23 protein-coding genes, 1 pseudogene and 1 other annotated feature are annotated in these 22,425 nt (G+C 42.6%); all 24 genes and pseudogenes read right to left on the bottom strand.

Going from position 1 to position 22,425, the window contains the following annotated elements; genetic code table 11:
* Positions 1 to 4: 4 nt before the first annotated feature.
* The 24 genes and pseudogenes from lspA to pnpS all read right to left on the bottom strand — a co-directional run bounded on the left by lspA (position 5) and on the right by pnpS (position 22,424).
* Positions 5 to 481: a signal peptidase II gene (gene lspA, locus FTV88_RS08500; RefSeq protein WP_207707950.1), complete on the bottom strand. Its 477-nt coding sequence runs from the start codon at positions 479 to 481 to the stop codon at positions 5 to 7.
* A gap of 131 nt (positions 482 to 612) precedes the next feature.
* Complete coding sequence (locus tag FTV88_RS08495; protein ID WP_153725240.1) at positions 613 to 894, bottom strand: alpha/beta-type small acid-soluble spore protein; 282 nt, start codon at positions 892 to 894, stop codon at positions 613 to 615.
* A 689-nt stretch (positions 895 to 1,583) separates the two neighbouring features.
* Positions 1,584 to 2,312 carry a TraR/DksA C4-type zinc finger protein gene (locus FTV88_RS08490; RefSeq protein WP_153725239.1) on the bottom strand — a complete coding sequence of 243 codons (729 nt, stop codon included), beginning with the start codon at positions 2,310 to 2,312 and terminating at the stop codon, positions 1,584 to 1,586.
* A gap of 25 nt (positions 2,313 to 2,337) precedes the next feature.
* Positions 2,338 to 2,655, bottom strand: coding sequence for a DUF5665 domain-containing protein (locus tag FTV88_RS08485; RefSeq protein WP_153726576.1), 318 nt, complete (start codon positions 2,653 to 2,655; stop codon positions 2,338 to 2,340).
* Positions 2,656 to 2,782: 127 nt separating this feature from the next.
* Complete coding sequence (locus tag FTV88_RS08480) at positions 2,783 to 4,150, bottom strand: PFL family protein (protein WP_153725238.1); 1,368 nt, start codon at positions 4,148 to 4,150, stop codon at positions 2,783 to 2,785.
* 23 nt (positions 4,151 to 4,173) lie between these two features.
* Positions 4,174 to 4,464, bottom strand: coding sequence for an ACT domain-containing protein (locus tag FTV88_RS08475; RefSeq protein WP_153725237.1), 291 nt, complete (start codon positions 4,462 to 4,464; stop codon positions 4,174 to 4,176).
* Between the two features lie 141 nt (positions 4,465 to 4,605).
* Positions 4,606 to 5,159: pseudogene (pduL, locus tag FTV88_RS08470) on the bottom strand (phosphate propanoyltransferase).
* Positions 5,160 to 5,370: 211 nt separating this feature from the next.
* Positions 5,371 to 8,100, bottom strand: a complete 2,730-nt coding sequence (gene ileS, locus FTV88_RS08465) for an isoleucine--tRNA ligase (protein ID WP_243137496.1) — start codon at positions 8,098 to 8,100, stop codon at positions 5,371 to 5,373.
* Between the two features lie 105 nt (positions 8,101 to 8,205).
* Positions 8,206 to 8,437, bottom strand: a binding site (T-box leader).
* A gap of 21 nt (positions 8,438 to 8,458) precedes the next feature.
* Positions 8,459 to 9,088, bottom strand: coding sequence for a DivIVA domain-containing protein (locus FTV88_RS08460; RefSeq protein WP_162007961.1), 630 nt, complete (start codon positions 9,086 to 9,088; stop codon positions 8,459 to 8,461).
* A gap of 105 nt (positions 9,089 to 9,193) precedes the next feature.
* Entirely contained in the window at positions 9,194 to 9,451 is a 258-nt protein-coding gene (locus FTV88_RS08455; protein ID WP_153725234.1) for a YggT family protein, read from the bottom strand.
* Positions 9,452 to 9,502: 51 nt separating this feature from the next.
* Positions 9,503 to 10,327 carry a pyrroline-5-carboxylate reductase gene (gene proC, locus FTV88_RS08450; protein ID WP_243137062.1) on the bottom strand — a complete coding sequence of 275 codons (825 nt, stop codon included), beginning with the start codon at positions 10,325 to 10,327 and terminating at the stop codon, positions 9,503 to 9,505.
* A gap of 11 nt (positions 10,328 to 10,338) precedes the next feature.
* Positions 10,339 to 10,809: a cell division protein SepF gene (locus FTV88_RS08445; protein WP_153725233.1), complete on the bottom strand. Its 471-nt coding sequence runs from the start codon at positions 10,807 to 10,809 to the stop codon at positions 10,339 to 10,341.
* A 22-nt stretch (positions 10,810 to 10,831) separates the two neighbouring features.
* Positions 10,832 to 11,518, bottom strand: coding sequence for a YggS family pyridoxal phosphate-dependent enzyme (locus FTV88_RS08440; RefSeq protein ID WP_153725232.1), 687 nt, complete (start codon positions 11,516 to 11,518; stop codon positions 10,832 to 10,834).
* A 125-nt stretch (positions 11,519 to 11,643) separates the two neighbouring features.
* The gene (locus tag FTV88_RS08435; RefSeq protein WP_153725231.1) at positions 11,644 to 12,633 is read right to left on the bottom strand and encodes a biotin/lipoyl attachment domain-containing protein; all 990 of its coding nucleotides are present in this window, start codon (positions 12,631 to 12,633) and stop codon (positions 11,644 to 11,646) included.
* Between the two features lie 103 nt (positions 12,634 to 12,736).
* Positions 12,737 to 13,996, bottom strand: a complete 1,260-nt coding sequence (gene uraA, locus FTV88_RS08430) for a uracil permease (RefSeq protein ID WP_153725230.1) — start codon at positions 13,994 to 13,996, stop codon at positions 12,737 to 12,739.
* 158 nt (positions 13,997 to 14,154) lie between these two features.
* Positions 14,155 to 14,814, bottom strand: a complete 660-nt coding sequence (phoU, locus tag FTV88_RS08425) for a phosphate signaling complex protein PhoU (protein ID WP_153725229.1) — start codon at positions 14,812 to 14,814, stop codon at positions 14,155 to 14,157.
* Positions 14,815 to 14,836: 22 nt separating this feature from the next.
* The gene (gene pstB / locus FTV88_RS08420) at positions 14,837 to 15,595 is read right to left on the bottom strand and encodes a phosphate ABC transporter ATP-binding protein PstB (protein ID WP_153725228.1); all 759 of its coding nucleotides are present in this window, start codon (positions 15,593 to 15,595) and stop codon (positions 14,837 to 14,839) included.
* 23 nt (positions 15,596 to 15,618) lie between these two features.
* A complete protein-coding gene (gene pstA / locus FTV88_RS08415; protein ID WP_153725227.1) occupies positions 15,619 to 16,464 on the bottom strand; it encodes a phosphate ABC transporter permease PstA in 846 nt (281 codons plus the stop codon).
* Between the two features lie 2 nt (positions 16,465 to 16,466).
* Complete coding sequence (pstC, locus tag FTV88_RS08410; RefSeq protein ID WP_243137061.1) at positions 16,467 to 17,426, bottom strand: phosphate ABC transporter permease subunit PstC; 960 nt, start codon at positions 17,424 to 17,426, stop codon at positions 16,467 to 16,469.
* Positions 17,427 to 17,528: 102 nt separating this feature from the next.
* The gene (locus FTV88_RS16055; protein ID WP_162007960.1) at positions 17,529 to 17,762 is read right to left on the bottom strand and encodes a substrate-binding domain-containing protein; all 234 of its coding nucleotides are present in this window, start codon (positions 17,760 to 17,762) and stop codon (positions 17,529 to 17,531) included.
* Positions 17,763 to 17,824: 62 nt separating this feature from the next.
* Positions 17,825 to 18,385 (bottom strand): substrate-binding domain-containing protein, encoded by a 561-nt coding sequence (locus FTV88_RS16050; protein WP_153725225.1) that lies wholly within the window; start codon positions 18,383 to 18,385, stop codon positions 17,825 to 17,827.
* A gap of 329 nt (positions 18,386 to 18,714) precedes the next feature.
* Positions 18,715 to 19,602: a phosphate ABC transporter substrate-binding protein gene (locus tag FTV88_RS08395; protein WP_153725224.1), complete on the bottom strand. Its 888-nt coding sequence runs from the start codon at positions 19,600 to 19,602 to the stop codon at positions 18,715 to 18,717.
* A gap of 103 nt (positions 19,603 to 19,705) precedes the next feature.
* On the bottom strand, positions 19,706 to 20,920 hold the full coding sequence (locus FTV88_RS08390; RefSeq protein ID WP_153725223.1) for a methyl-accepting chemotaxis protein: 1,215 nt from the start codon (positions 20,918 to 20,920) through the stop codon (positions 19,706 to 19,708).
* Between the two features lie 115 nt (positions 20,921 to 21,035).
* Positions 21,036 to 22,424 (bottom strand): two-component system histidine kinase PnpS, encoded by a 1,389-nt coding sequence (pnpS, locus tag FTV88_RS08385; RefSeq protein WP_162007959.1) that lies wholly within the window; start codon positions 22,422 to 22,424, stop codon positions 21,036 to 21,038.
* Between the last annotated feature and the right edge of the window lies 1 nt (position 22,425).

The following is a 22,425-nucleotide window of genomic DNA, read 5'->3' as shown; positions in this document are numbered from 1 at the left end:
CTTCTTATGTTTTTTGCTTTTCATCGTCTGGCATTGTAAGAATGCTATAGATAAGCAAGAGAACGCCTACCGAAATGGCTATATCGGCAATATTAAAGACAGGCCAAAGTCGAAAGTCAAAAAAATCGATTACATAACCGTCTTTCAATCGGTCAATAAAATTACCGATGGCGCCAGCACCTTGCAAAGCCAATCCAAGTCGAAAAATAGGTTGCTCTGGTGGTATTTTTCGATAGAAATAAAAAATAACCAATAGAATAAGAATTGTTATAACAATGAAAAAGCTTTTCTGATAAGCTAACATCCCAAAAGCTGCACCAGGATTGCGGATATAGGTAAGATGGAATATGTTGGGGATTAAGGGTATCGACTGATAAAGCGTCATCTGTTGATGTACCAGCCACTTTGTGAGCTGATCGATAAAGACGATAACAAAAACAATGCTCCAGAAGCTTCGATTCGATATCTTTTGGGGAAGCACTTTTTTCAAAAAAAAGAACACTCCTTCCAGCGGAGAATCTGCCTCATTCTAGCATAGACATCATGGGAGATGCAACTAGCCTGTTTTATCAATAAAAGGCCAGCCCTAGGGCTGACCTTTCTATGACATCCTTATCGGCCTGATTCTTGTGCTGCTCCCTGGCTAGCATCGGCACCAGCAGAACGAGCGAGTTGACTCGATACACCGTTGTTTTGAGCCAATTGTTGTTCTGCCAGTTGAACCATCTTCTTGGTCATAAAACCACCGATGGCGCCAACTTCGCGGGTAGTCATGTTTTCCCAGCCCTGGGTTTGGATCTTGTTAGACAAGCCGATTTCAGAAGCAACTTCGTACTTGAAGCGATCCAAAGCAGATTGGGCTCCAGGGAAAACGGCTTTGTTACGATTAGGCATTTTACTTTTTCACCTCCCTCCTTGTCTGGTCATAGAATGCCTCACAATGGAGCGCTTCATAGCATGAACCTATTGTTAAAACAATTAGCCTTTGGGGTAATGTCCATGCCATGACAGGGATGGTTTATTTGTCCTTCTTGAGATAAAGCAAAGTACGCTTTCAACGAAAATAGCTACTCTGTGGTGGGGTCAGGCGTTATGACTTCCTTCCGAACGGACTCATCCCACGCCATGAGCGGCAGCAAGCTGCCGATGGCTGAGGTCTGAAGTCCTCTCTCCAGGAAGTCATAACGCCTGACCCAGATACATCTTGCTGGTTGTGACTGAGTTTTGGCCTATTGCATTGCAAATACAATAGGTAGTTGCGGATAGAAGAAATTTTCGCCAAGCTATTCCAACGGAAGTAACAATCAGCAAAAACCTTCTGGGCCTGGGCATCACGCTTTCCGCAGCGGGACTTGGGACCTCAGCTGTCGCCAGCTTGCTGGCGGTAACAGCGTGGGACCAGTCCAGAGCGGAGGAAAGCGTGATGACCTGGCCCCTCTATGAAGTAACCCCAACGTAATCGGACATAGCAGGGATGGCACAGGGACATTCCTTTTGGTAGCTATTTTCATCAAAGGGTTGTGCCAACCAAGCATGGGGGCGGTTTAACTCGAAAAAAAGGCCCCTAGAAAGGGTGCCTTTTTTTATAGAGGTCTTGGCCCGATTTCATCATCGAAACCATCCATGTCTTGATAGAAGGTGCCATCTTTGTCTTTTTCTACAGGAATCATCTCGATGGCTTCAGAGCCACCGATTCTTTCACCATGATCTGGATAGATGTTGGGGTATTCCGGTGTAAATTCGATATCACTGGGAGAGTCTGAAGAACCGTAGGCAGCCACCTCTTGCCAGGTATCTTCGCCATCGTACATAACTGGATCCTTTCCATCGTGATCCGCACCATGTTCACCAATGGAATAGAGGTGATCAGACTGGCCTCCCCAGGGGTAAGGCGGTGCATCTTCTTCAATCGGTCTTGGATGGCGGTCTGGGTGAAGGGACTCTTCTTCTCTTTGACAACGAATACATAGGGTAGCCGTAGGCATGGCTTCCATTCTTTCTGTGTTAATGGTCTCTCCACAATCTTCACAAATTCCGTAAATACCTTCCGTTATTCTCTTCTTCGCCTCAACGATTTCATCAAGTTCTCGACTGAGTCGATCTCGTGTTCCTAGATCTTTTTCACGCTCATAGAGTTCCGTAGCAATATCGGCCGGATGATTGTCATAGGTGCTCAGTTCTTGTATCGATTCACCAAGTGATTCGCCCAGCGCATCTTCTGTTAGATGGTGAAGCATCCGCTCGTTCTCTTTCTCCATCTCTTCTAGTCTGTCCCATTGCGCTTCATGATCAATCGATGGTTGAGAATGCATGGGTCTTCACAGCCCCTTTATAATTTTATTGCATGCCCATTTGCGTCTGCACCATTCGCACCACTTCAGCGATAAAACCACCTACTAGAGGAAGATTCAGGACAACCAGTTCTCTCAAAATGATCAAGACAATAGCACCTAAGATGGTAAAGCCGATAGCCATCCCAAGGCCTCTAGCAATACCTGCTAAAAAGTTAAGAAAAAGCAGCCGTCTGGGATTATTCAGCATTTCTATATATTCAGCCACTTTTAATTTTTCCAAGTCCACAGCCATGTCATCGATCTTTTGAGATACTTTTTCCAGCAGCTGCGGATTTTCTGGCTTCTTTTTCTCCTCTTTCATTTTGCCCATCCTCTCAACACCTTACTATATGTAAATATCTTCTATTTCTGAGTTTTTAACTCCTTTATTCTTGCAAAAAAAACCACCTCCTAAAAAACTGAAGGTGGCTTTGCATTGTTTTCTTTTTTTAGTTATTTAAAGCCTGTAGGGGAGCCGGAATTCGACCTCCACGACCAATGAAAGAAGCAGCACTAAAAGGATGTACTTCCATTACAGGCGCATGTCCGAGCAATCCACCAAACTCTACATGGTCCCCTACTTTTTTGCCAGGAACGGGAATGATACGAACGGCAGTGGTCTTGCGATTAATCATGCCAATGGCTGCTTCATCCGCAATAATTGCACTGATGGTTTCAGGTGCTGTATCACCAGGTACTGCAATCATATCTAAACCGACAGAGCACACACAGGTCATCGCTTCTAGCTTGTCGATGCTCAATGCACCGACTTCTACAGCTGCAATCATGCCAGCGTCTTCACTAACAGGAATAAATGCGCCCGATAGACCACCAACATGGGAAGATGCCATAGCGCCGCCTTTTTTTACGGCGTCATTCAGGAGTGCTAGGGCTGCTGTTGTTCCATGGGTACCGCAACGTTCCAATCCCATGGCTTCCAGAATATCTGCCACACTATCACCAATGGCTGGTGTTGGAGCTAAAGAAAGATCAATAATCCCAAAAGGCACACCTAACTTTGCAGAGGCAGCACGTCCAACTAACTCTCCCATACGAGTAATCTTAAATGCTGTATGTTTGATCGTTGTAGCCAGCGCTCCAAAATCACAGCCCGGCTTTTTCCGAACAGCATTTAATACCACACCGGGACCGCTTACACCTACGTTAATGACAGACTCAGGCTCTCCAATCCCATGGAAAGCACCGGCCATAAAGGGATTGTCTTCTGGAACATTACAAAAAACAACAAGCTTGGCGCATCCAATTCCGTCACGTTGCGCTGTTGCTTCTGCCGTTTCTTTAATAATTCTTCCCATTTGAGCCACTGCATCCATATTGATGCCTGCTTTGGTCGTGGCAATATTGATAGAAGCACATACCCGCTCTGTAATACTTAAAGCTTCTGGTAACGATTGAATGAGCTTTTCATCGCCGACGGTCTTTCCTTTGTGAACCAAGGCAGAATATCCACCAATAAAGTTGACGCCGACTTCAATCGCAGCTCGGTCAAGAGCCTTAACAATTTTTAGATAATCTCCTTCGCTACAACTTTCTGCAACAATGGCGATAGGAGTTACAGAAATTCTTTTGTTTATAATAGGAATACCGTATTCTTTTTCGATTTCTTCTCCTGCTTGAACAAGATTTTCGGCTTTTTTCGTAATCTTATCATAGATAGCCTGGGCTGTAGTATCAGCACTGATACGAGTGCAGTCCCTCAAAGAAATTCCCATGGTAATTGTTCGGATATCAAGGTTTTCCATCTGTACCATTCGAATGGTTTCCAAAATTTCATCATTGGCGATAGTCATCGGCATAGTATCATGGCCTCCTGTAATAATTAAATACGATGCATGAATTTAAAGACATCTTCATGTTGGGCCATGATTTGAACGCCCAGACTCTTTCCTTTTTCATCCAAGGTACTTTTAAGTTGATCATAGGAAACTCGGGCCTCTTCGAGATCAACAACCATGATCATGGCAAAAAACTCTTCTTGCATAATCGTTTGACTAATATCCAAGATATTGGCATGGGCTTCTGCTAAAATAGTAGCTACAGCAGCAATAATTCCCACTTTATCTTGTCCGATTACAGTAACAATAACGCGATTGTCTTTTTTCGCTGTCATAAAGTTCCACTCCTCAAAAAAAAGGCACAAGCCTATAAGATTACCTTGTCTACAAGGTATTCTTACTTATTTCGTGCCTGCTCTTGCAACTCCTGCCCTGATATCAAAAATTGTCGAAGTTGCAAATATTTTTATGATTGTTCACACAAGTGCGTAAGGTGTTGTTGCTTTTGCCGCTTCCTTTGGTAATAAAAGGGTGACAAGTTCACCATTTTTTATGGCAGCAGCATTGGCTTCATCGGTATCGATATGCATTTCTGCTGCAAAAGATGGGTGAACACGAATTAAACTTCATCAAAGCGAAGCCCTCGTTCTCCTTGTACTTCCACTGAGATTCGTTGCCCATCTTTTACCTCTAATAATTCTGCTTCTTCAGGTTTTAGATGAATATGACGTGCTGCTACAATCACGCCTTCTTGAAGAGTAACTTGCCCTTTCGGTCCGATCATAGTAACACCCGGCGAGCCTTGTGTATCACCTGAATCTCGAATAACAGGAGGAATCCCGAGCTTAAAGCAGTCTGTCAAGGAAACTTCGATTTGCGTTTTCGATCGAAAAGGCATTAAGATTCGTACTTTTTCAATGGTACCTTTCGGTCCTAGTAAGGTAACGACGTCTTGTGAGGCATATTGACCAGGTTGAGATAGCTTCTTAAATTCTTGGGGCTCATGGTCTGGCCCAAAAAGAATCTCCATATCTTGTGCAGCCAGGTGAATGTGGCGGTTCGATACACCGATGGCAATCATCTTTTTGGTAGCCTTCGTTGCCGATAGAGCCATCTTCTTTCGCCTCCCTCGCTTTTAAGCACTATCTGTATCGTTACCCCGTGAATAGAAACTATCAGAGAGAAGTAAAGCCACCGTATCCATACGGTGGCTTTAGGAACTTTTATTTTACAATTTTGATTTACTTTCCTTGGATTACTTCTACGCAACGAGGGCATAGTTTTTGATAATCCTCATCTTGGCTAATATCAGTGCTATAAATCCAGCAACGCTCACATTTGCTTCCTTCTGCTTTGCTTACAACAACAGCTAGCTGAGGGAATTCTTGATCCCGATAGGCATGAGCCGGCGCTTCTTGACCTAGTCCAGCAATTCTGGCCGTTGATACAATGAAGAAAGGTGCAAGGTTTTCATCTTTCAGGAAATCTTGCAAGTCTTTTTCGACATATAGTTCTACTTTGCTTTCTAAGGAGTGACCAATCACTTTATTCTGACGAGCCAATTCCAGGGCTTTAGAGACGCGAGCACGGACTTCTAAGAGCTTTTCCATCTTACTCTTCAAGAGCAGGTCGTTGTAAGAGTCATTGTACTCAGGCCAAGGCATGGTCTGTACAGTTTTCGATTCAGCCTCTGCTCCCGGTATATGGCGCCAGATTTCTTCGGCGGTGAAGGAAATAAATGGTGCCAGCAATCGTACTAGGGCATGGGCGCTTTTATAAAGAACTGTTTGCGCTGACCTTCTCTCTAGAGATTCAGCCGGTGACGCATAGAGTCTATCTTTGATGATATCTAGGTATAGTGCACTCATTTCAACGGCACAGAAGTTGTGAACAGCATGGTATATGACGTGAAATTCATAATTCTGGCAAGCTGTGGTTACGCGCTGAATAAGTCGATTCAAGTTCATAAGAGCCCAGCGATCCAGTTCTAATAAATCCTGATCTGCTACCATGTCTTTCGCAGGGTCAAAATCGTATAAATTGCCCAAGAAAAAGCGGAATGTATTTCTTACCTTTCGATAGCTGTCGGCGATCTGGCGAAGAATATTGGGAGATACAGCCACGTCCGATCGATAATCGGCTGACGTTACCCAGAGACGTAAAATGTCAGCCCCCATCTCTTTGATAACATCGAGGGGATCAACGCCATTCCCTAAGGACTTAGACATCTTGCGTCCTTGCTCATCAACAAGAAAACCATGGGTTAAGACAGCGCGATAGGGCGCTGTTCCTTTTGTAGCGACAGCCGTTGATAGCGATGAGTTGAACCAGCCGCGATGCTGATCCGAACCTTCTAAGTACAGATCAGCAGGCCAACTTAGGCCTTCCCGCCCCTCCAGCACAGCAGCGTGGGAAGATCCTGAGTCAAACCAAACATCCATAATGTCTGTTTCTTTGCGGAAAGAGCCATGACCGCATTTACCACAAGCCAAACCTGGAGGGATGAGCTCATCAGCCTCTTTCGCAAACCAAATATCAGAACCATGGTCGCGGAAAAGCTTTTGAATATGGGTAATTGTTTCGTCATTAATAATCGCTTCGCCGCAATCGCTACAATAAAAGATGGGAATCGGTACGCCCCAGATCCGTTGTCGGGATATACACCAGTCGCCTCGATCGGCCACCATATTATGAATTCGGTCTTTACCCCAGTTTGGAATCCATTGGACTTGTTCAATCGCAGTAAGTGCTTCTTGGCGGAAACCATCAATAGACGCAAACCATTGCTCTGTAGCACGGAAAAGAATGGGCTCTTTACAGCGCCAACAGTGAGGATATTGATGTCGTACCTTCGCTGAAAGAACAAGTTGATTTCTCTTGGACAATTCTTCAATTACGACAGCGTTTGCATCTGTCGTTTTGAGGCCTGCTACAAGACCTCCTTCGGCTGTAAAGCGCCCCTGGTTATCGAGTGGAGAGATGACAGGAAGCTTATAGGTCTTAGCAACCATAAAGTCTTCTTCCCCATGTCCAGGTGCCGTATGAACGCAGCCTGTACCTTGTTCTAGTGTTACATGGTCTCCCACAATAACAATAGACTGGCGATCCATGAAGGGATGTTGACAAGTTACGTATTCTAGTTCTTTCCCTGACCATTCTCCTATGATTTTACCAGTACCTAGCCCTGTAATTTCTTCGAATGCAGAAAGCAATTCTTTCGCTAGAATTAATTTTTCTTCGCCGTAAGCTACAAGAACATAGCGATATTCTGGATGAACCGTGATGGCTACGTTGGCTGGTAAAGTCCATGGCGTTGTTGTCCAGATTACAATTGAAGCATCTTCTGCGGCAAAGAGACCTTTGCTATCTTCAACAGAAAATTTTACATAAATAGAATTAGACTCTTTATCACCATATTCAACTTCTGCTTCTGCCAGAGCAGTCTCACAGGAAGCACACCAATAGACAGGCTTCATGCCTTTGTAGATGTAGCCTTTTTTCGCCATTTCACCGAATATGCCGATTTGAGCCGCTTCAAAATCTTTGTGCAACGTTAGATAGGGGTTTTCCCAGTCGCCTCGAACACCCAAACGCTTAAACTGATCTCGCTGAATGTTTACATATTTTAATGCGTATTCCTGGCACCGCTGACGAAACTCAAGAGGTGAAACAGCATGACGATTTAAACCTAAAGCTTTTATGGCTCGCTGCTCAATGGGTAAACCATGGGTGTCCCAACCCGGTACATATGGCGCATCGTATCCCGCCATGGAGTGGTACTTGACAATAAAGTCTTTCAGCACTTTGTTCAATGTGTGACCTAAGTGAATGTCGCCGTTGGCATAAGGTGGGCCATCATGAAGGATAAACTTCTTTTTCCCTTGATTGGATTGAGCTACTTCCTGATAAAGGTTAATTTCATCCCAGTACTTCTGAATATCCGGTTCTCGTTTGGGTAAGTTTGCTCGCATTGGAAAATCTGTTTTTGGCAAGTTCAATGTTTTGCTGTAATCTAAAGTATCTTTCTCGTTCAACCTATTCACACCTCAATATAAAATAAAAAGCCCCTTACATATGCAAGGGGCGAAATAGCTCGCGGTACCACCCTAATTCACTGTAATCCACCTTTAACACAGGTAGCTCACAGCCTCTTAAGCGCGGATAACGGCCACTTCCGTCGTCAATTACTCTGCTTCACTGACGCAGCTCCTGGGGGATATAGCCATGGTCGTCAAGTCCTGGCTTCCACCAAATCCAGGTTCGCTGTCAAGACAATTCCATGCTATCTGTCCCATTCTTTGCTTTTAGAATAGTAGATTATAAGCTTTATTATATGGCTTTATTGATTTTTGATCCACCTAACTCCGTAAACCCTTCTACAGGGGCAGCAAAATCGGCTTTCGCGATTGCTACCTGTAGAGCCGGTGAAAACATCTCATCTTGATCATTATAGGTATGGGCAGACTCTTTTTTACATTCTACTTTTTTCTGATTCTTCTCGTCAATCTCTTTTTTGGCAACTTCATCTTCGTTCAGAGCTTCTAGTTGTGACAGTAGCATCGCTTTAAATTGAAGACGAAACTGTCGAGATTGATTCTTAAGGTGTTCAAAATTTTGCTCTAGCTCTTTTTGTTTATCTTTGGCATTCGTTATGATAATTTCTGCTTGATGTTTTGCTTCTTTAAGCATCAATTCCGATTCTCGTTGGGCTGATGATTTCACTTCGTCAGCCGTCTTTTGGGCTAAAAGCAGCGTTGTGCTTAAAGTTTCTTCTAGTTTTTTGTATCGACACAAGTTATCTTCTACCTGGGCTATTTTTTCTTTGAGAATCATATTCTCTTTATATAAAGCTTCATGAGCTCGTGCAATTCTATCCAAGAAAAAATCGACTTCTTCTGCTTTATAACCCCAGGCGCTTTTTTTGAACTCTTTTTGGTGGATCTCCAAAGGCGTTAACATTGAGACCTCCTCGCCCATGGTTCAACAGGTGCTTCTTACAAAAAACAGTTGTTTTTCTGTGTAACAAGGTCTCTGTTGTAGTTATACCCTGCTTGTTAAATTTAATTAACGAAAAATGCTCCAAACAATTTGCTCTAAAATGCTTAATAGAATAAATGCTACGAGCGGGGTAAAGTCAATAGGCAATGATTTTGGAATCGGTACAACTTTACGTAAAGGTGCCAGTATTGGCTCGGTAACTTCATAAATAAACTTAAAAACTGCATTGTTAGGATTATGAGGAAAGTAAGAGACAACAACGCGGATTAAGATAAGGACTTTCATCACCCAGAAAGCCGTAGAGATAATCTGGCCAAGCCCCAAAGGTCAACCTCCATTCTGATAAAAAAATCTAGCGAAAGACCATATAAAGCTTTATTCGGATGTTGCAAGCTGACGAGCGCGTTGCGCTGCTGCATTAACAGCAGCGAATAGAGCTGACCGCAGCCCTTTTTCTTCTAGCGCTTCTAGCGCTGCTATCGTTGTGCCGCCCGGTGAGGTTACTTTATCTTTTTCTACAGCAGGATGGTTGCCCGACTGTAGGACCATTTCAGCAGCACCTATTACAGTATGCAAGGCAAGATTGCGCGCTAAATCACGTGGTAATCCTTCTCGTACAGCTGCATCAATGAAAGCTTCGATGAATAAATATACATAGGCAGGCCCACTACCACTGACTCCCGTTACAGCATCCATATAAGCTTCTGGGACAAGTTCTACAGTACCAACTGCACCCATCAAAGTCATAGCTGCTTCAATTTGTTCATCTGAAACGTGAGTTCCTCTGGATAGCGCCGAGACACCCTTCCCGATCAAAGAAGGCGTATTGGGCATTACTCGGATAGCAGGAACACCCTCTGGCAAGAGCGATTCAAGTTTCTGTAATGAAATCCCAGCTGCTACAGATATGACAAGGTGGTCTCTCCCTATCTTGCCTTTCAGGGAAGTGAGCACTTGTGGTAACACTTGTGGCTTTATGGCCAACAGAAGAATGGTACAGTCTCTGCAAAGTAAATTATTATCTATATATATATTTACCGATAATTCCTCTTTTAGGTACTTTAATCGCTGTTCTGATAAGTCTGAGACGGCTAGGCGGTCAGGTGTAAATAGATTGCTTAGACCTCGTAGCAACGCTTCAGCCATAGCTCCGCCACCGATAAACCCAATCTTTCGATTTTGGAGAAACTGTTGACCCAAATGATTCACTCCTAGCCTTTACTCGCCCAAACACGAGGACGTATCAGTGTACTCTCAGCAAGTATATCTCCCGATATATCGACATGGCTCGGTGCAAAAACAAAGATATGAGCACCTACTTTTTGCATCGAACCGTTAAGAGCATAGGTGGTGCCACTGACAAAATCAATGATACGCTGTGCCATTTCACGATCCGATTTTTCTAGATTTAATATAACTTGCCTTTTACTTTTAAGGTGATCGGCAATGCTCTGGGCTTCTTCAAAACTTTTCGGATCGACAACAACCACTTTGTGATCTTTTTTCTGTCTTTCCGATGCTAGACTTAAAACAGGTGCACCAATTTGTCTCTCTGGTCGCTCCTGCGTATTTTTAGCGGAAAAATTATTTTTCTCTGGCTCTTTTACCACTCTCTCTTCCACTTCTTCATACTCATCACCTAAGCCCATGATATTGTAAAACTTGTCTAAGATCTTCGCCACTGTGTAAGCTCCTCCTCTCTAACTAAGGCTCACCAAAAATTGCAGTTCCTACACGAACCATGGTGGAGCCTTCCTCTACAGCAATTTTAAAATCGTTGGACATACCCATGGATAACTCTTTCATTGTAACACCATTAAAATTACTTTCTGTTACTTCATGGGACAACTCTCGCAGCCTTTGAAAAACCCAACGAACTTCTTCAGGTTTCTCTGTGTAAGGAGCCATGGTCATGAGACCTTGTACAGCTATTCCTTCTAGCTGAGAGACTTGACGTAGAAAAGCAGGAACTTCTTCTACCTTCAAACCTTCCTTGCTATCTTCTTGTGCCACATTGACTTCAACCAAGCAAGAGATTGGCCTCCCGAGTAACCTAGCATACTTTTGAATGGCCATGGCCAATGATATTCTATCCAGCGAATGGATAAGATCGACTTTATCATAGATATACTTTACTTTGTTAGATTGCAATGTGCCAATCATATGCCATTGAACGGGAGTGTGTATTTGATGAATCTTATTCTTCAATTCTTGCACACGATTTTCTCCCACCGTTGTAACGCCGGCAGCAATCGCTTCCTCTATGCTTGCGATCGAAACATTTTTTGTCACTGCAATGAGCCGAACCTCTTCTGGCTTCCGCCCTGATCTATGAGCTGCTGCATGAATTTCTTGTTGAAGACGGTCCAGATTCTTCTCAATATGACCCATTATTTATGCTCAATCCCTTCAGCCTGTTTCGTATTTCGCCACAGAAAAAGGAAAATCCTGCTACATTTCTTTTAAAAATATGTCTCTATTATATTTTTATTTTCTGACTTTTTATGGATCAACCCTTATTTGATTTCTTGTCCTTCTTGAATATATTGAGGATTTAAGACAACAAGTTGACCTTCATCAATCCCTTGCACAACCATCTGCTTGTCAATGACAGCAATGACTTCGACAGGTCTCCACTGGGCACGTTTTTTGATGCTCAACAGAACTCCACTTTGACCGTCTTTCTCAACAAGAGCTGACGTTGGCAAAACAATGCCACGATGAATTTTATCGACAAGTTGGAAGTTTACTTTCCGCTCTTTCATGATATCGACTGAAGGATTGGAAAGCTGTAAAAGCACCCAAGCTTCGTCTCCACCCCGTACATTAATGACACGAGCTGAGAAAGTAGGTCCTTCTGGGCTTAAGGCCAAAGTAACACGAGCGCCTGGCACCAATGCTCTTCCTAGTTCTTGTATTTTATAGTGAGCTAAGAAGTGGGCTTTATCGAGGTTGTTAATAATCTTAAAAAGAGGTTGTCCTTGTTGTATAAGCTGATTTGCTTCAATTCTTCTTTCTTTTTCTCGAAGTGAAGAGATTTGATGGGCTTCTCTTTCTTCTAATATTCTAACAGACATAATATCTTCTAACCCATCAACTGCATAGACCACAAGACCCGATCTGGGTGAGGTAATTTCAACCCATTCTCCCATATCCATACCTGAAGGATTGATAGTTCTTACTCTTGCTACAGTCGTTCCCAATCTGACACGCTCATAATCCTCGACAAGCGGCTCTATTCTTCCTGTCACAGGTGCGTTAACAATCACTTCATCTCGAATCAACCATCCAGGCAGTTCACGAGTATCAGCCAGTTGACCTATTCTAGCAGGCTCTGTATCAACAATTGTTTTGACAAACCAAGAAGTAACAACACCTTTTAACAACCAGGCGGCGCTTAACGTGATAAAGAGGAGTGCCACAAAGGTTGATATCTTTAATATGTTTGTTCGTCTTCGACGAACCATTGCTTCTTTGCCAAGAGGAACCATTGTTAGCCGGGACATGAATTGACCCCCTAGTTATTATTCTTTTCCCAGCGCTTCCTTAGTAATGTTAAAGCCCGGACCGACGATTGTCAATCCGGGCTCTATGCAGAAATACAATGATTTATTCCTCTACACTATCATTTGTAAGTTTTTTAATCTCTAAGAAACGAAAAAGTAAGCTTAGTAAAATGGCCACCACCGTAGCCAGAGCCATTCCTTTTAAAGTAAAGGCACCCCATGAAAGTCTGGCGCCACTCACACCGATGACAAGAACAACAGACGTTAGAATTAAGTTGCTTGCTTTTGAGTAGTTAACATTTGTCTCTACTAGCATGCGCACACCGGAAGCTGCAATGACGCCAAAGAGAAGCAAAGATACACCACCCATTACAGCTGTAGGAATGGTTTGTATAGCAGCCGCTAGTTTTCCCACGAAAGATAAAACAATGGCAATAATCGCTGCGCCACCAAGAACCCATACTGAATAGACTCTAGTAATAGCCATTACACCAATGTTTTCACCATAGGTTGTATTCGGTGTAGAGCCAAAAAAACCAGAAAGTGTCGTCGAAAGGCCGTTACCAAGTAAAGAGCGATGCAGTCCCGGTTCCTTCGATAGATCCTTTCCAACGATATTACCCGTAACGACGAGATGACCGATGTGTTCCGCAATTACAACGAGGGCAGCCGGTGCAATAATCGCAATCGCTTCCCATTCAAAAGAAGGTCTATAAAGCGTTGGCATGGCCAACCAAGGAGCCTCTTGAATCAATCGAAGATCAACCATGCCCCAGAATAAGGCAAGAAAGTAGCCTGCAAGAACGCCAATCAGAATTGGAATTACAGCAAGAAAGCCTCGAAAGACCAAAGAGCCGACTACAGTTACAGCCAAGGTAAACAAGGAAACTGTTATGACTTGAGGATCCAGCACTTCTGCTGTTAGGCCGGCCATATCAGCTGCCACAGGCGCCAATTCCAACCCAATGACAGTTACGATAGCACCCATAGCGGCAGGCGGAAAAACAATTTCAATCCATTTTGTTCCAGATACAGCAATAATCATAGCAACGATTGAGAAGATAATGCCTACAACAATAAAAGCTCCTAAGGCTGCTTCATAACCATATTGAGGCAATACGAGTAGTACTGGAGAGATAAATGCAAAGCTAGAGCCTAGATAAGCAGGAATCTGACCTTTGCAAAGAATCAAGTAGAGGAGCGTACCAATTCCATTAAAGAGTAATATGGTAGCCGGATTCACTTGAAAAAACATAGGCACCAAGACAGTAGCTCCGAACATAGCAAAAAGATGCTGTAAACTTAAAGGCAAGGAAATTATTAAAGGTGGCCGTTCTAGTACGCCAATTTCTCGCTTTTTCAACCTACTTCTCTCCTCAGAAATAGTGGCATTACAGCTTATCTATGTGCGAAAGCTTCAAAAATCATTCACCATTGCCTGATCTTGCAGGTTTTGTCGACATGTAAAAAAACAAAAAAGCCACCCTTTTCTTTCAAAGGGCGGCTTTTTATAGTTTTGTGCTATTCGTTTAGATAAGCTCGTTCACCTGTTGCGAGATAGACAACAGACTCAGCAATGTTCGTTGCATGATCGCCAAAACGCTCCAAATGACGGGCTATAAAGAGGAGATGAGTCGCTTGAGCAATTGTTTTCGGATCTTCTAGCATAATCGCAAGAAGTTCACGAAATACCTGCTTATAAAGGGCATCTACTTTATGGTCAAGCTCACTCATCTTAATGGCCATTTCTTTATCGTCTTTGATGTAGGCGTCAAGACCACCTTTTACCATCTGCTGACAAATTTCAGACATCATTGGAATATCAATCAAGGGCTTAATGTAGAGTTGACCTGCAATGCGTCGATATGATTTGGCAATATCCACAGCGTTGTCGGCCATGCGCTCTAATTCAACAGAGATTCTCCAAGCGGCGCTAATCTTACGCAGATCTTTTGCCATGGGTTGTTGCATCGCAATCAACTTCATACAGCTATCTTCAATCTCCATATGAAGACGATCTAAAACATCGTCACCATCAATGACTGCATCTGCCAGGGCATTATCTTGTTTGATCAAAGCTTCTGTACTCTTATGAATCGCTTCTTCTACCAGCGTCCCCATTCTCAATAGTTTGGCTTGTAGATCTCGTAAAGACTGGTCAAACTCTGTTCTAATTGCCATATGCTCCGCCCTTTCTTTTGATTTAACCAAATCGTCCTGTAATATAGTCTTCCGTTCTTTGATCCTTTGGATTGGTGAAGATAACTTCCGTATCATCAACTTCCACTAGATCACCAACAAGGAAAAAGGCCGTTCTATCGGATACCCTGGCCGCTTGCTGCATATTGTGTGTAACAATAATAATCGTATAATGTTGCTTTAATTCACGAATCAACTCTTCAATCTTCAACGTTGAAATTGGATCAAGCGCTGAAGTAGGTTCATCCATTAATAATACTTCTGGCTTGATAGCGAGAGCACGAGCTATACAGAGTCGCTGTTGTTGACCACCTGATAAGCCTAAGGCTGGCTTATTCAATCGATCTTTGACTTCATCCCATAAAGCTGCTTGTTTGAGCGATGTTTCTACAATTTCATCTAAAAGGGCTCGATCTTTTGTACCATGTAATTTGGGGGCATAGGCCACATTCTCGTAGATACTTTTTGGAAAAGGGTTGGGCGCCTGAAAGACCATCCCCACTCTTTTTCTCAAGGCTACAACATCACAGTCCGGGTGATATATATCTTCCCCTTCAAAGGTTAGTTTTCCTTCTACATGACAAGTAGGAATTATATCATTCATACGATTTAAACAACGTAGAAAAGTAGATTTTCCACACCCCGAAGGTCCGATTAAAGCCGTTACTTCTTTTTCTTTCATCGTTAAACTAATTTTTTTAAGTGCTTGAAAGTCACCATAAAAAAGACTTAGGTCTTCAGCCATAATTTTTACTTTACTCATTATATCCTCCTACAGTCTACGCACTACACTTTATGCATACGACGGAAATAAGATCGGAATAATATGGCAACCAAATTTAACCCTAACACGAGGATCATTAAAACAGCCGCTGTTCCGTAGGGGATGGATTGATCGGCGTGCGGTACTTGTGTCGCCAACACATAAAGGTGGTATGGCAAAGCCATGGCCTGATCAAAGATGCTGCTCGGCAATCTAGGTAGGAAAAAGGCTGCAACAGTTAACAAAATAGGGGCTGTTTCACCAGCGGCTCGAGCTACACCAAGAATTGAACCTGTCAGAATTCCCGGCATGGCATTGGGTAGAACAATAAAGAGGATTGTCTGTAGCTTTGTTGCACCTAAAGCCAGACTCGCTTCTCTATAACCTCGCGGAACCGTTCGCAATGCTTCTTCCGAAGTTGTAATAATAACTGGCAAAATCATTAAGGCCAGCGTGAGCGAACCAGCCAAGATGGAGACACCAAAGCCTAAAAAGAGTACAAAAAAACCTAAACCAAAGAGACCAAAAACGACAGAAGGCACACCTGCTAAGTTAACAACAGCCAATCGGATCATACGAGTTGCCCAAGACTCTCTTGCATACTCAACAAGGTAGATAGCTGTCATAACACCGATAGGCAATGCAAAAAGAATCGTTCCCATAACGAGATAGAAAGTACCTACAATGGCTGGAAAGATACCACCCTCGGTCATACCACGACGAGGATTCTCTGTGATAAACTCCCACGTTAGAGCAGGAAGACCTTTAGAGAAAATATCCCAAAGCACAACAGCTAGGCAGAGCACAATGAAGAAAGCAATGGCCCGCAAAATACTGAATGCAATTTTTTCTTGCAATTTCGGTGACATCGCTATTCAACCTCCTTCATGCGCCTACTGACCAGATCTGCTATATAGTTTACAGCAAAGGTAATCATAAAGAGAACAACACCAACGACGAAGAGCGCATGGTAATGTTCACTGCCTCGAGCGACTTCACCCATTTCAGCAGCAATGGTAGCCGTCATCGTTCGAACCGGTTCTAACAACGAGCCAGGAATGATAGCAGCATTACCCGTTACCATAAGAACAGTCATTGTTTCTCCAATGGCTCGTCCAATGCCTAACATAACAGCAGCCGTAATCCCGGATAGGGCGGCAGGCACTACAACTGTAACAATCGCCTGCCAACGAGTGGCTCCCATACTTAAAGAAGCTTCCATGTATTTGCGAGGCACTGATGAAATAGCATCTTCTGAGATAGACGTAATTGTTGGCAAAGCCATCAACGCTAGCGTAATCGAGCCTGTTAAAGCTGTTAGTCCTGTAGAAAGGCCAAAAAAGTCTCGAATCCATGGCGCCAATACAACAAGGCCAAAAAAGCCTAATACAACGGAAGGAATCCCTGCCAGAACTTCAATCGTTGGTTTCAAAAACTCTCGCATCTTAGGACTTGCTACCATAGAAAGATAAATGGCCGCTCCCACACCCAGTGGAACGCTGATTACAATGGCTCCAAAAGTGACAAGCAATGAACCGGCAATTAATGGCCAGAGACCAAAAACATGAGGGTTTGAAATGGGGTACCAGTTTTTCTCAACTAACGTAGGTGCTGAAAGGGGATCGAGAAACAGAGGAACGGCCTCTTTGAAGAGGAATAAAAAAATCATAATAACAGTAATAACGCCTATAAAAGCGCTCACAAATAGAAGGCCTTCGGAAAATTTTTCAAAGATATCCCACAGACGCCGGCGCGTGGAAGAGGATTTGGAAAGTTTTTTCTTATTGTTTAACGATTCATCTTCAACGACGTTGCCTTCCTTTGAATTCAATGCTTTTACCTCCTCTATTAAGGGGAACTGCTATCAGAAAAAAAAAGGCAGAGCAGTCGGACTCTACCCGAATGAAAACTTTTCATCATCGTAACGATATATTTACTTAATGGAGACAAACTCCATCTCGTCAACGATTTGTTGTCCTTCTTCACTTAAGACGTAGTCAATGAAATCTTTGGCTAGACCTTCTGCCATACCGGCTGTATAGAAGTGAAGAGGACGCGAAATAGGATAAGATCCATTTTTAATCACTTCTTCTGTAGGGTAGATAGCATCAGTTTCGTCATTTTTCTTAACAGAAATGGCGTTAACCGTATCGGTAAGATAACCCACACCGATATAGCCAATGGCCGATCGATTTGTTTCAATCTCTTTGGAAATGGTGCCACTAGACGTTAATAATAGGGCATCAGGCGATATTCTTGATTGGCCATAACAAATTCTTTAACAAAAACGTGGGTGCCAGAAGATGTTTCTCGGGCAAGAACGACAATATTTTGATCATGTCCACCGAGTTCAAGCCAGTTGGTTACCTTTCCGGTATAGATATCTTTCAGTTGATCCATCGTTAACTCTTCAATGGGGTTTTCGGGATGAACAACAAAGGCTAAGCCGTCAAGAGCAACTGTATACTCTACAACTTCTTTTCCTGTTTTCTCTTTAATGGTTTCTATTTCACTTTCTTTAATATCACGAGAAGTAATTGCTATATCAGCTGTTCCATTAAGCAAAGCAGCAATGCCTGTACCAGAACCGCCACCGGTTACAGCAATACTAACATCATTTTGAATCATAAACTCTTCTGCTAGGACTTGTGTCATATTCACTATTGTATCAGAGCCTTTTACTTTAATGGACTCCATCGGTTCGCCTGTACATCCTGTTGCAACAAGGCCAGCCATGGCTGTTATAACAGAAATTGCCAGAAATTTCCGAACCTTTTTAAAATAGGTCATGAAATAGATGTCCCTCCTCGTTATGTCCAGGATCCTTTTCACAAAAAAGACCCTGCTCTCTCTCGTAAACGATACTATGACTTTATTAGACTTCTGTTACGGTTATATTAAGAAAATGTTAAGTTCATAGTTATTTCGACAAATTACGAGGAAAACGCACAGAGAAGGGGGTTATGTGTAATTTATGATAAAATATTCTTGGTATAGTGTCCTATTTTATGAAAAAGCCTGCCCATCCTTTCGAGGCAATGGAGCAGGCTTTTTTAATCTATTCTGCAGCTTTTCTTGTACTACCTATGCATAAGCAGTTATTTTACGTTTTGCCCTTGCTATTTTATAGGAACAAACTCCATTTCACCGATAATTTTCTGTCCTTCTGTACTGAGCATAAAGTCCATGAATGCTTTGGCAGCGCCTTCTAGTTCACCTGCAGCATAGACATGAAGGGGACGAGAAACAGGATAAGAACCATCTTTTACGGCCTCATTGGTAGGGAACACAGGAGCGCTTTCTTCCGTTTTCTTTACAGACAGCGTTTTCACTTTATCGGTGAGATAGCCCATACCAACATAACCGATTGCTGCCTGGTTTGTTTCTACTTCTTTCGCTATCGTTGCACTAGAAGTTTGAAGAAGGGCATCGGGACGATATTCTTCATTGTCCAAAATAAATTCTTTAACAAAAACGTGTGTTCCTGAAGAAGTCTCTCGAGCTAGAGCCGTTATTCTTTGATCGGGGCCACCTACTTCGCTCCAGTTCGTAATTTTTCCTGTGTAAATACCTTTTAACTGTTCCATGGTTAATGCATCAATGGGACTGTCTTTATGTACAATGAAACCAAGGCCATCAAGGGCAATCGTATATTCCGCAACATCTTTTCCTGTTTTTTCTTTGATATCAGCGATTTCACTTTCTTTAATATCACGAGAAGAATTGGACATGTCAGCAGTCCCGTTAATCAGTGCAGAGATACCTGTTCCGGAACCACCACCTGTTACAGCAACACTGACATTAGGATGTTTATCCATAAATTCTTCAGCAAGCGCCTGGCTCATGTTCACTAATGTATCAGAACCTCTTACTTGAACGGTTCCAGAAAGTCCACCCTCTCCCGTATTGCTTTGTCCGTCATCTCCTGTACAACCTACAGCAACTGCACCTAGAAGAGCTGTTACAACTGATAAACTAAGAACCTTTGTGATTTTTTTTAGATTCATAAAAAATATTACCCTCCTCTTTTTTCAGGACCTTTTGTCCTGCTACGACTATCATAATATAGAAAAGTTGTTATGACTTGATTAGCATTATTTTAATAAAGTGTTAATTTATTTGCTTAATTGGTTTTTTCTCTATCGTCATCCCTCTAGGGGTATTTGAGGCAGATAGACCTGCCGCTTTCTCTGCTTGTAGGGCCATAAACTGGATTACATCTAGTAAATTGGTGGAGCTAGAAGATATCTCACTCGCTAGATCAAAAATTTCTTCTACATGATGATTCGTTTCTTCAATAGAATGGAAGATCTCTTCTAAGGATGTTTCTATTTTTCCTGATATCATTTCACCTGCGTGAACTTGCTTTTGTGAATTTTTTGCTGTCTTTACGGCTTCACTAATTTGTTGAATGATTAGTTGAATGAGTGTTGTTATATTTTTAGCTGATTCATTGGTCTCATCAGCAAGTTTTTTGATTTCAGCTGCAACGACAGCAAAGCCTCGACCATGTTGACCGGCTCGCGCTGCTTCAATAGAAGCATTCAAAGCAAGCATGTCAATCTGCCCAGCTAATTTGCCAATCACCAACGATATGGGTTTGATTTTATTGGAATATTTTTCGAGTTCATGAATGATCTCTGCTTCTTTTTTTATGGCTTGACCAATTTGCTCGATTACTTTGAGTGTTTCTATTACTGCTTTCCGACCTCCTACTGTTGAATTGTGCATGTTCTGAGACTTTTCTTTGGTCTGGGCACTATAGGCTTCAATTTTCTGCGCTAATTCAGCAATATTAGCTACCATATCAGCTGTTTTTCTTAAACTGTTTGTTTGACTCCTGGCCAAAGCAACTTGATTTCCTGTAATAAGATCTAACAAAGCTTTAATTGTAATAATGCCGACACAGCGACCATGATCTGTTACAACAATGCTATCGTATAGTACATTGCTTTCTCGTTGTGTCGCTATCTTCGAAACGTCTTCCACCGTTGCCTCGCTATCAACACGAGTAAAATTTGGATCCATTATTAAGTGGACAGGCCTCTCGTAGTAGATCGAAACACCATAGCGCTTTCCAAGGTGGGCAAAGAATTTATCTTTCATCACCAAACCAATTGGCAGCCCTTTATCAGTAACCACGATACTTTGTGAATGAGGTGCCCGCTCAAAAAAATCAGCAATATAACGTGTTTTCATATTTCCATCCATCATCTGAACAGGTTCTGTAAATTGACCAATGGGCTTTGTAGCAATGGAATGAGCAATCATCATATCATCTATTTCTTTGGCCAGCACATTTGTTGCTTTGCGATTTTGTAACACTATTGTTGATTCCTCCTTTGTAGATGATAAGAAAAGGCAATAAAAAAAGTCTACTCACCCTCGTTCTTATAAGGTAATAGTAGACTTTGTCCATTATAGAGCCATAAAAATCAGATTAAGTTCTCGTTAAATTGTTAACGCTTGAAAAAGAAATCGAAAAAGTCGTTCCTTGGCCTACACGAGAAGTTACGGCGATGGTTCCACCACTGCCTTCCACAATATGCTTTACAATGGCTAGACCTAGCCCGGTACCTCCAATATCTCTGGAACGAGCTTTATCAACTCGATAAAAGCGCTCAAAGATTCTTGGTAAGCTTTCTTCAGGAATACCAATTCCCGTATCTTTTATCGTGATTTGTACCAGTCCCTCTTTCTGAAAGGCCCGAAGGTGAACGACACCACCTTTTTTATTGTATTTAATGGCATTTTCAACGAGGTTGACGAGAACTTGTTGCAGATGATCGGACGTAAGAGGCACCAACACCAAAGACCTTTCTACTTCAAAGTGTAGTATTACATCCTTCTCCTGCGCCATCGGCGTTAATAAACTTCTAATTCGATAGATCTCTGGTACAGCATCTGTTTCACCTTGAAAGATCGCTTCGCGGTGGCTTTCTATATGAGATAGTTTTAGCAAGTCTTCGATAAGACGCTGTAAGCGATCCGTTTCAGCATCAATGATAGATAAAAATCGTTGAGATACTTTTTTATCTTCAAGAGCACCATCGAGTAACGTTTCTACAAATCCTTTGATCGAAGTCAGAGGGGTTCGCAATTCATGGGAGACATTCGCTACAAACTCTGTTCGCATCTGCTCTAAGCGTCTTACTTCTGTAATATCCTGAAGAACCATAACAGCACCGCGAAGGCGCTTTTCTGACCAGAAAGGAATGACCTGCACTCGATAGATCAACCATCGATTGGGCCAAAGTTGAATTTCTTGTCGCCCTGCCTCACCGCTTTGTAAAGTATGAGAAAATACTGTTTCTAGTTCTCTATTCCGGATTACTTCTACAAGGAGCTTCCCCTTGGCCTTATCTGCATCAATCAATAACATTTTTTCGGCTGCTTCATTGACTAATAGGATACGACCATGTCGATCAAAGCCGACAACGCCTTCTACCATAGAACCGAGTACTGTTTCAAACTTATCCTTTTCTTGATTTAAGTCTCGTATTTCCTTTTGTAAGCTTTCTGCCGTAGTTCGAATGGCTGAGGCTAGTTGACCTAACTCTCCTTCTCTTTGAATGCCATAAAGTCTAGGCATGGCGCCATCTTTCATATCCTCTACAGCTCGTCTTACATCATCAAGGGTGCGACTTATTTTTCCAGCCCAGACATAGACAAGCCCCGTTGAGAGCACAAGGTAGCCCAGGAACCACCAAGCCGTCTGCAACCTATCTTCCATAGCAGGTCCGAAAATAAATAAACCAATCGCTGGTATTAACAAAAGAAAAAGATAGGTGTAAACAATAATTATTTTGATGCTATAAGGTTTTCTCAAA

The organism is Heliorestis convoluta, from assembly GCF_009649955.1.
Taxonomy (GTDB): domain Bacteria; phylum Bacillota; class Desulfitobacteriia; order Heliobacteriales; family Heliobacteriaceae; genus Heliorestis; species Heliorestis convoluta.
This window is presented reverse-complemented; position numbering and strand designations above follow the sequence as displayed.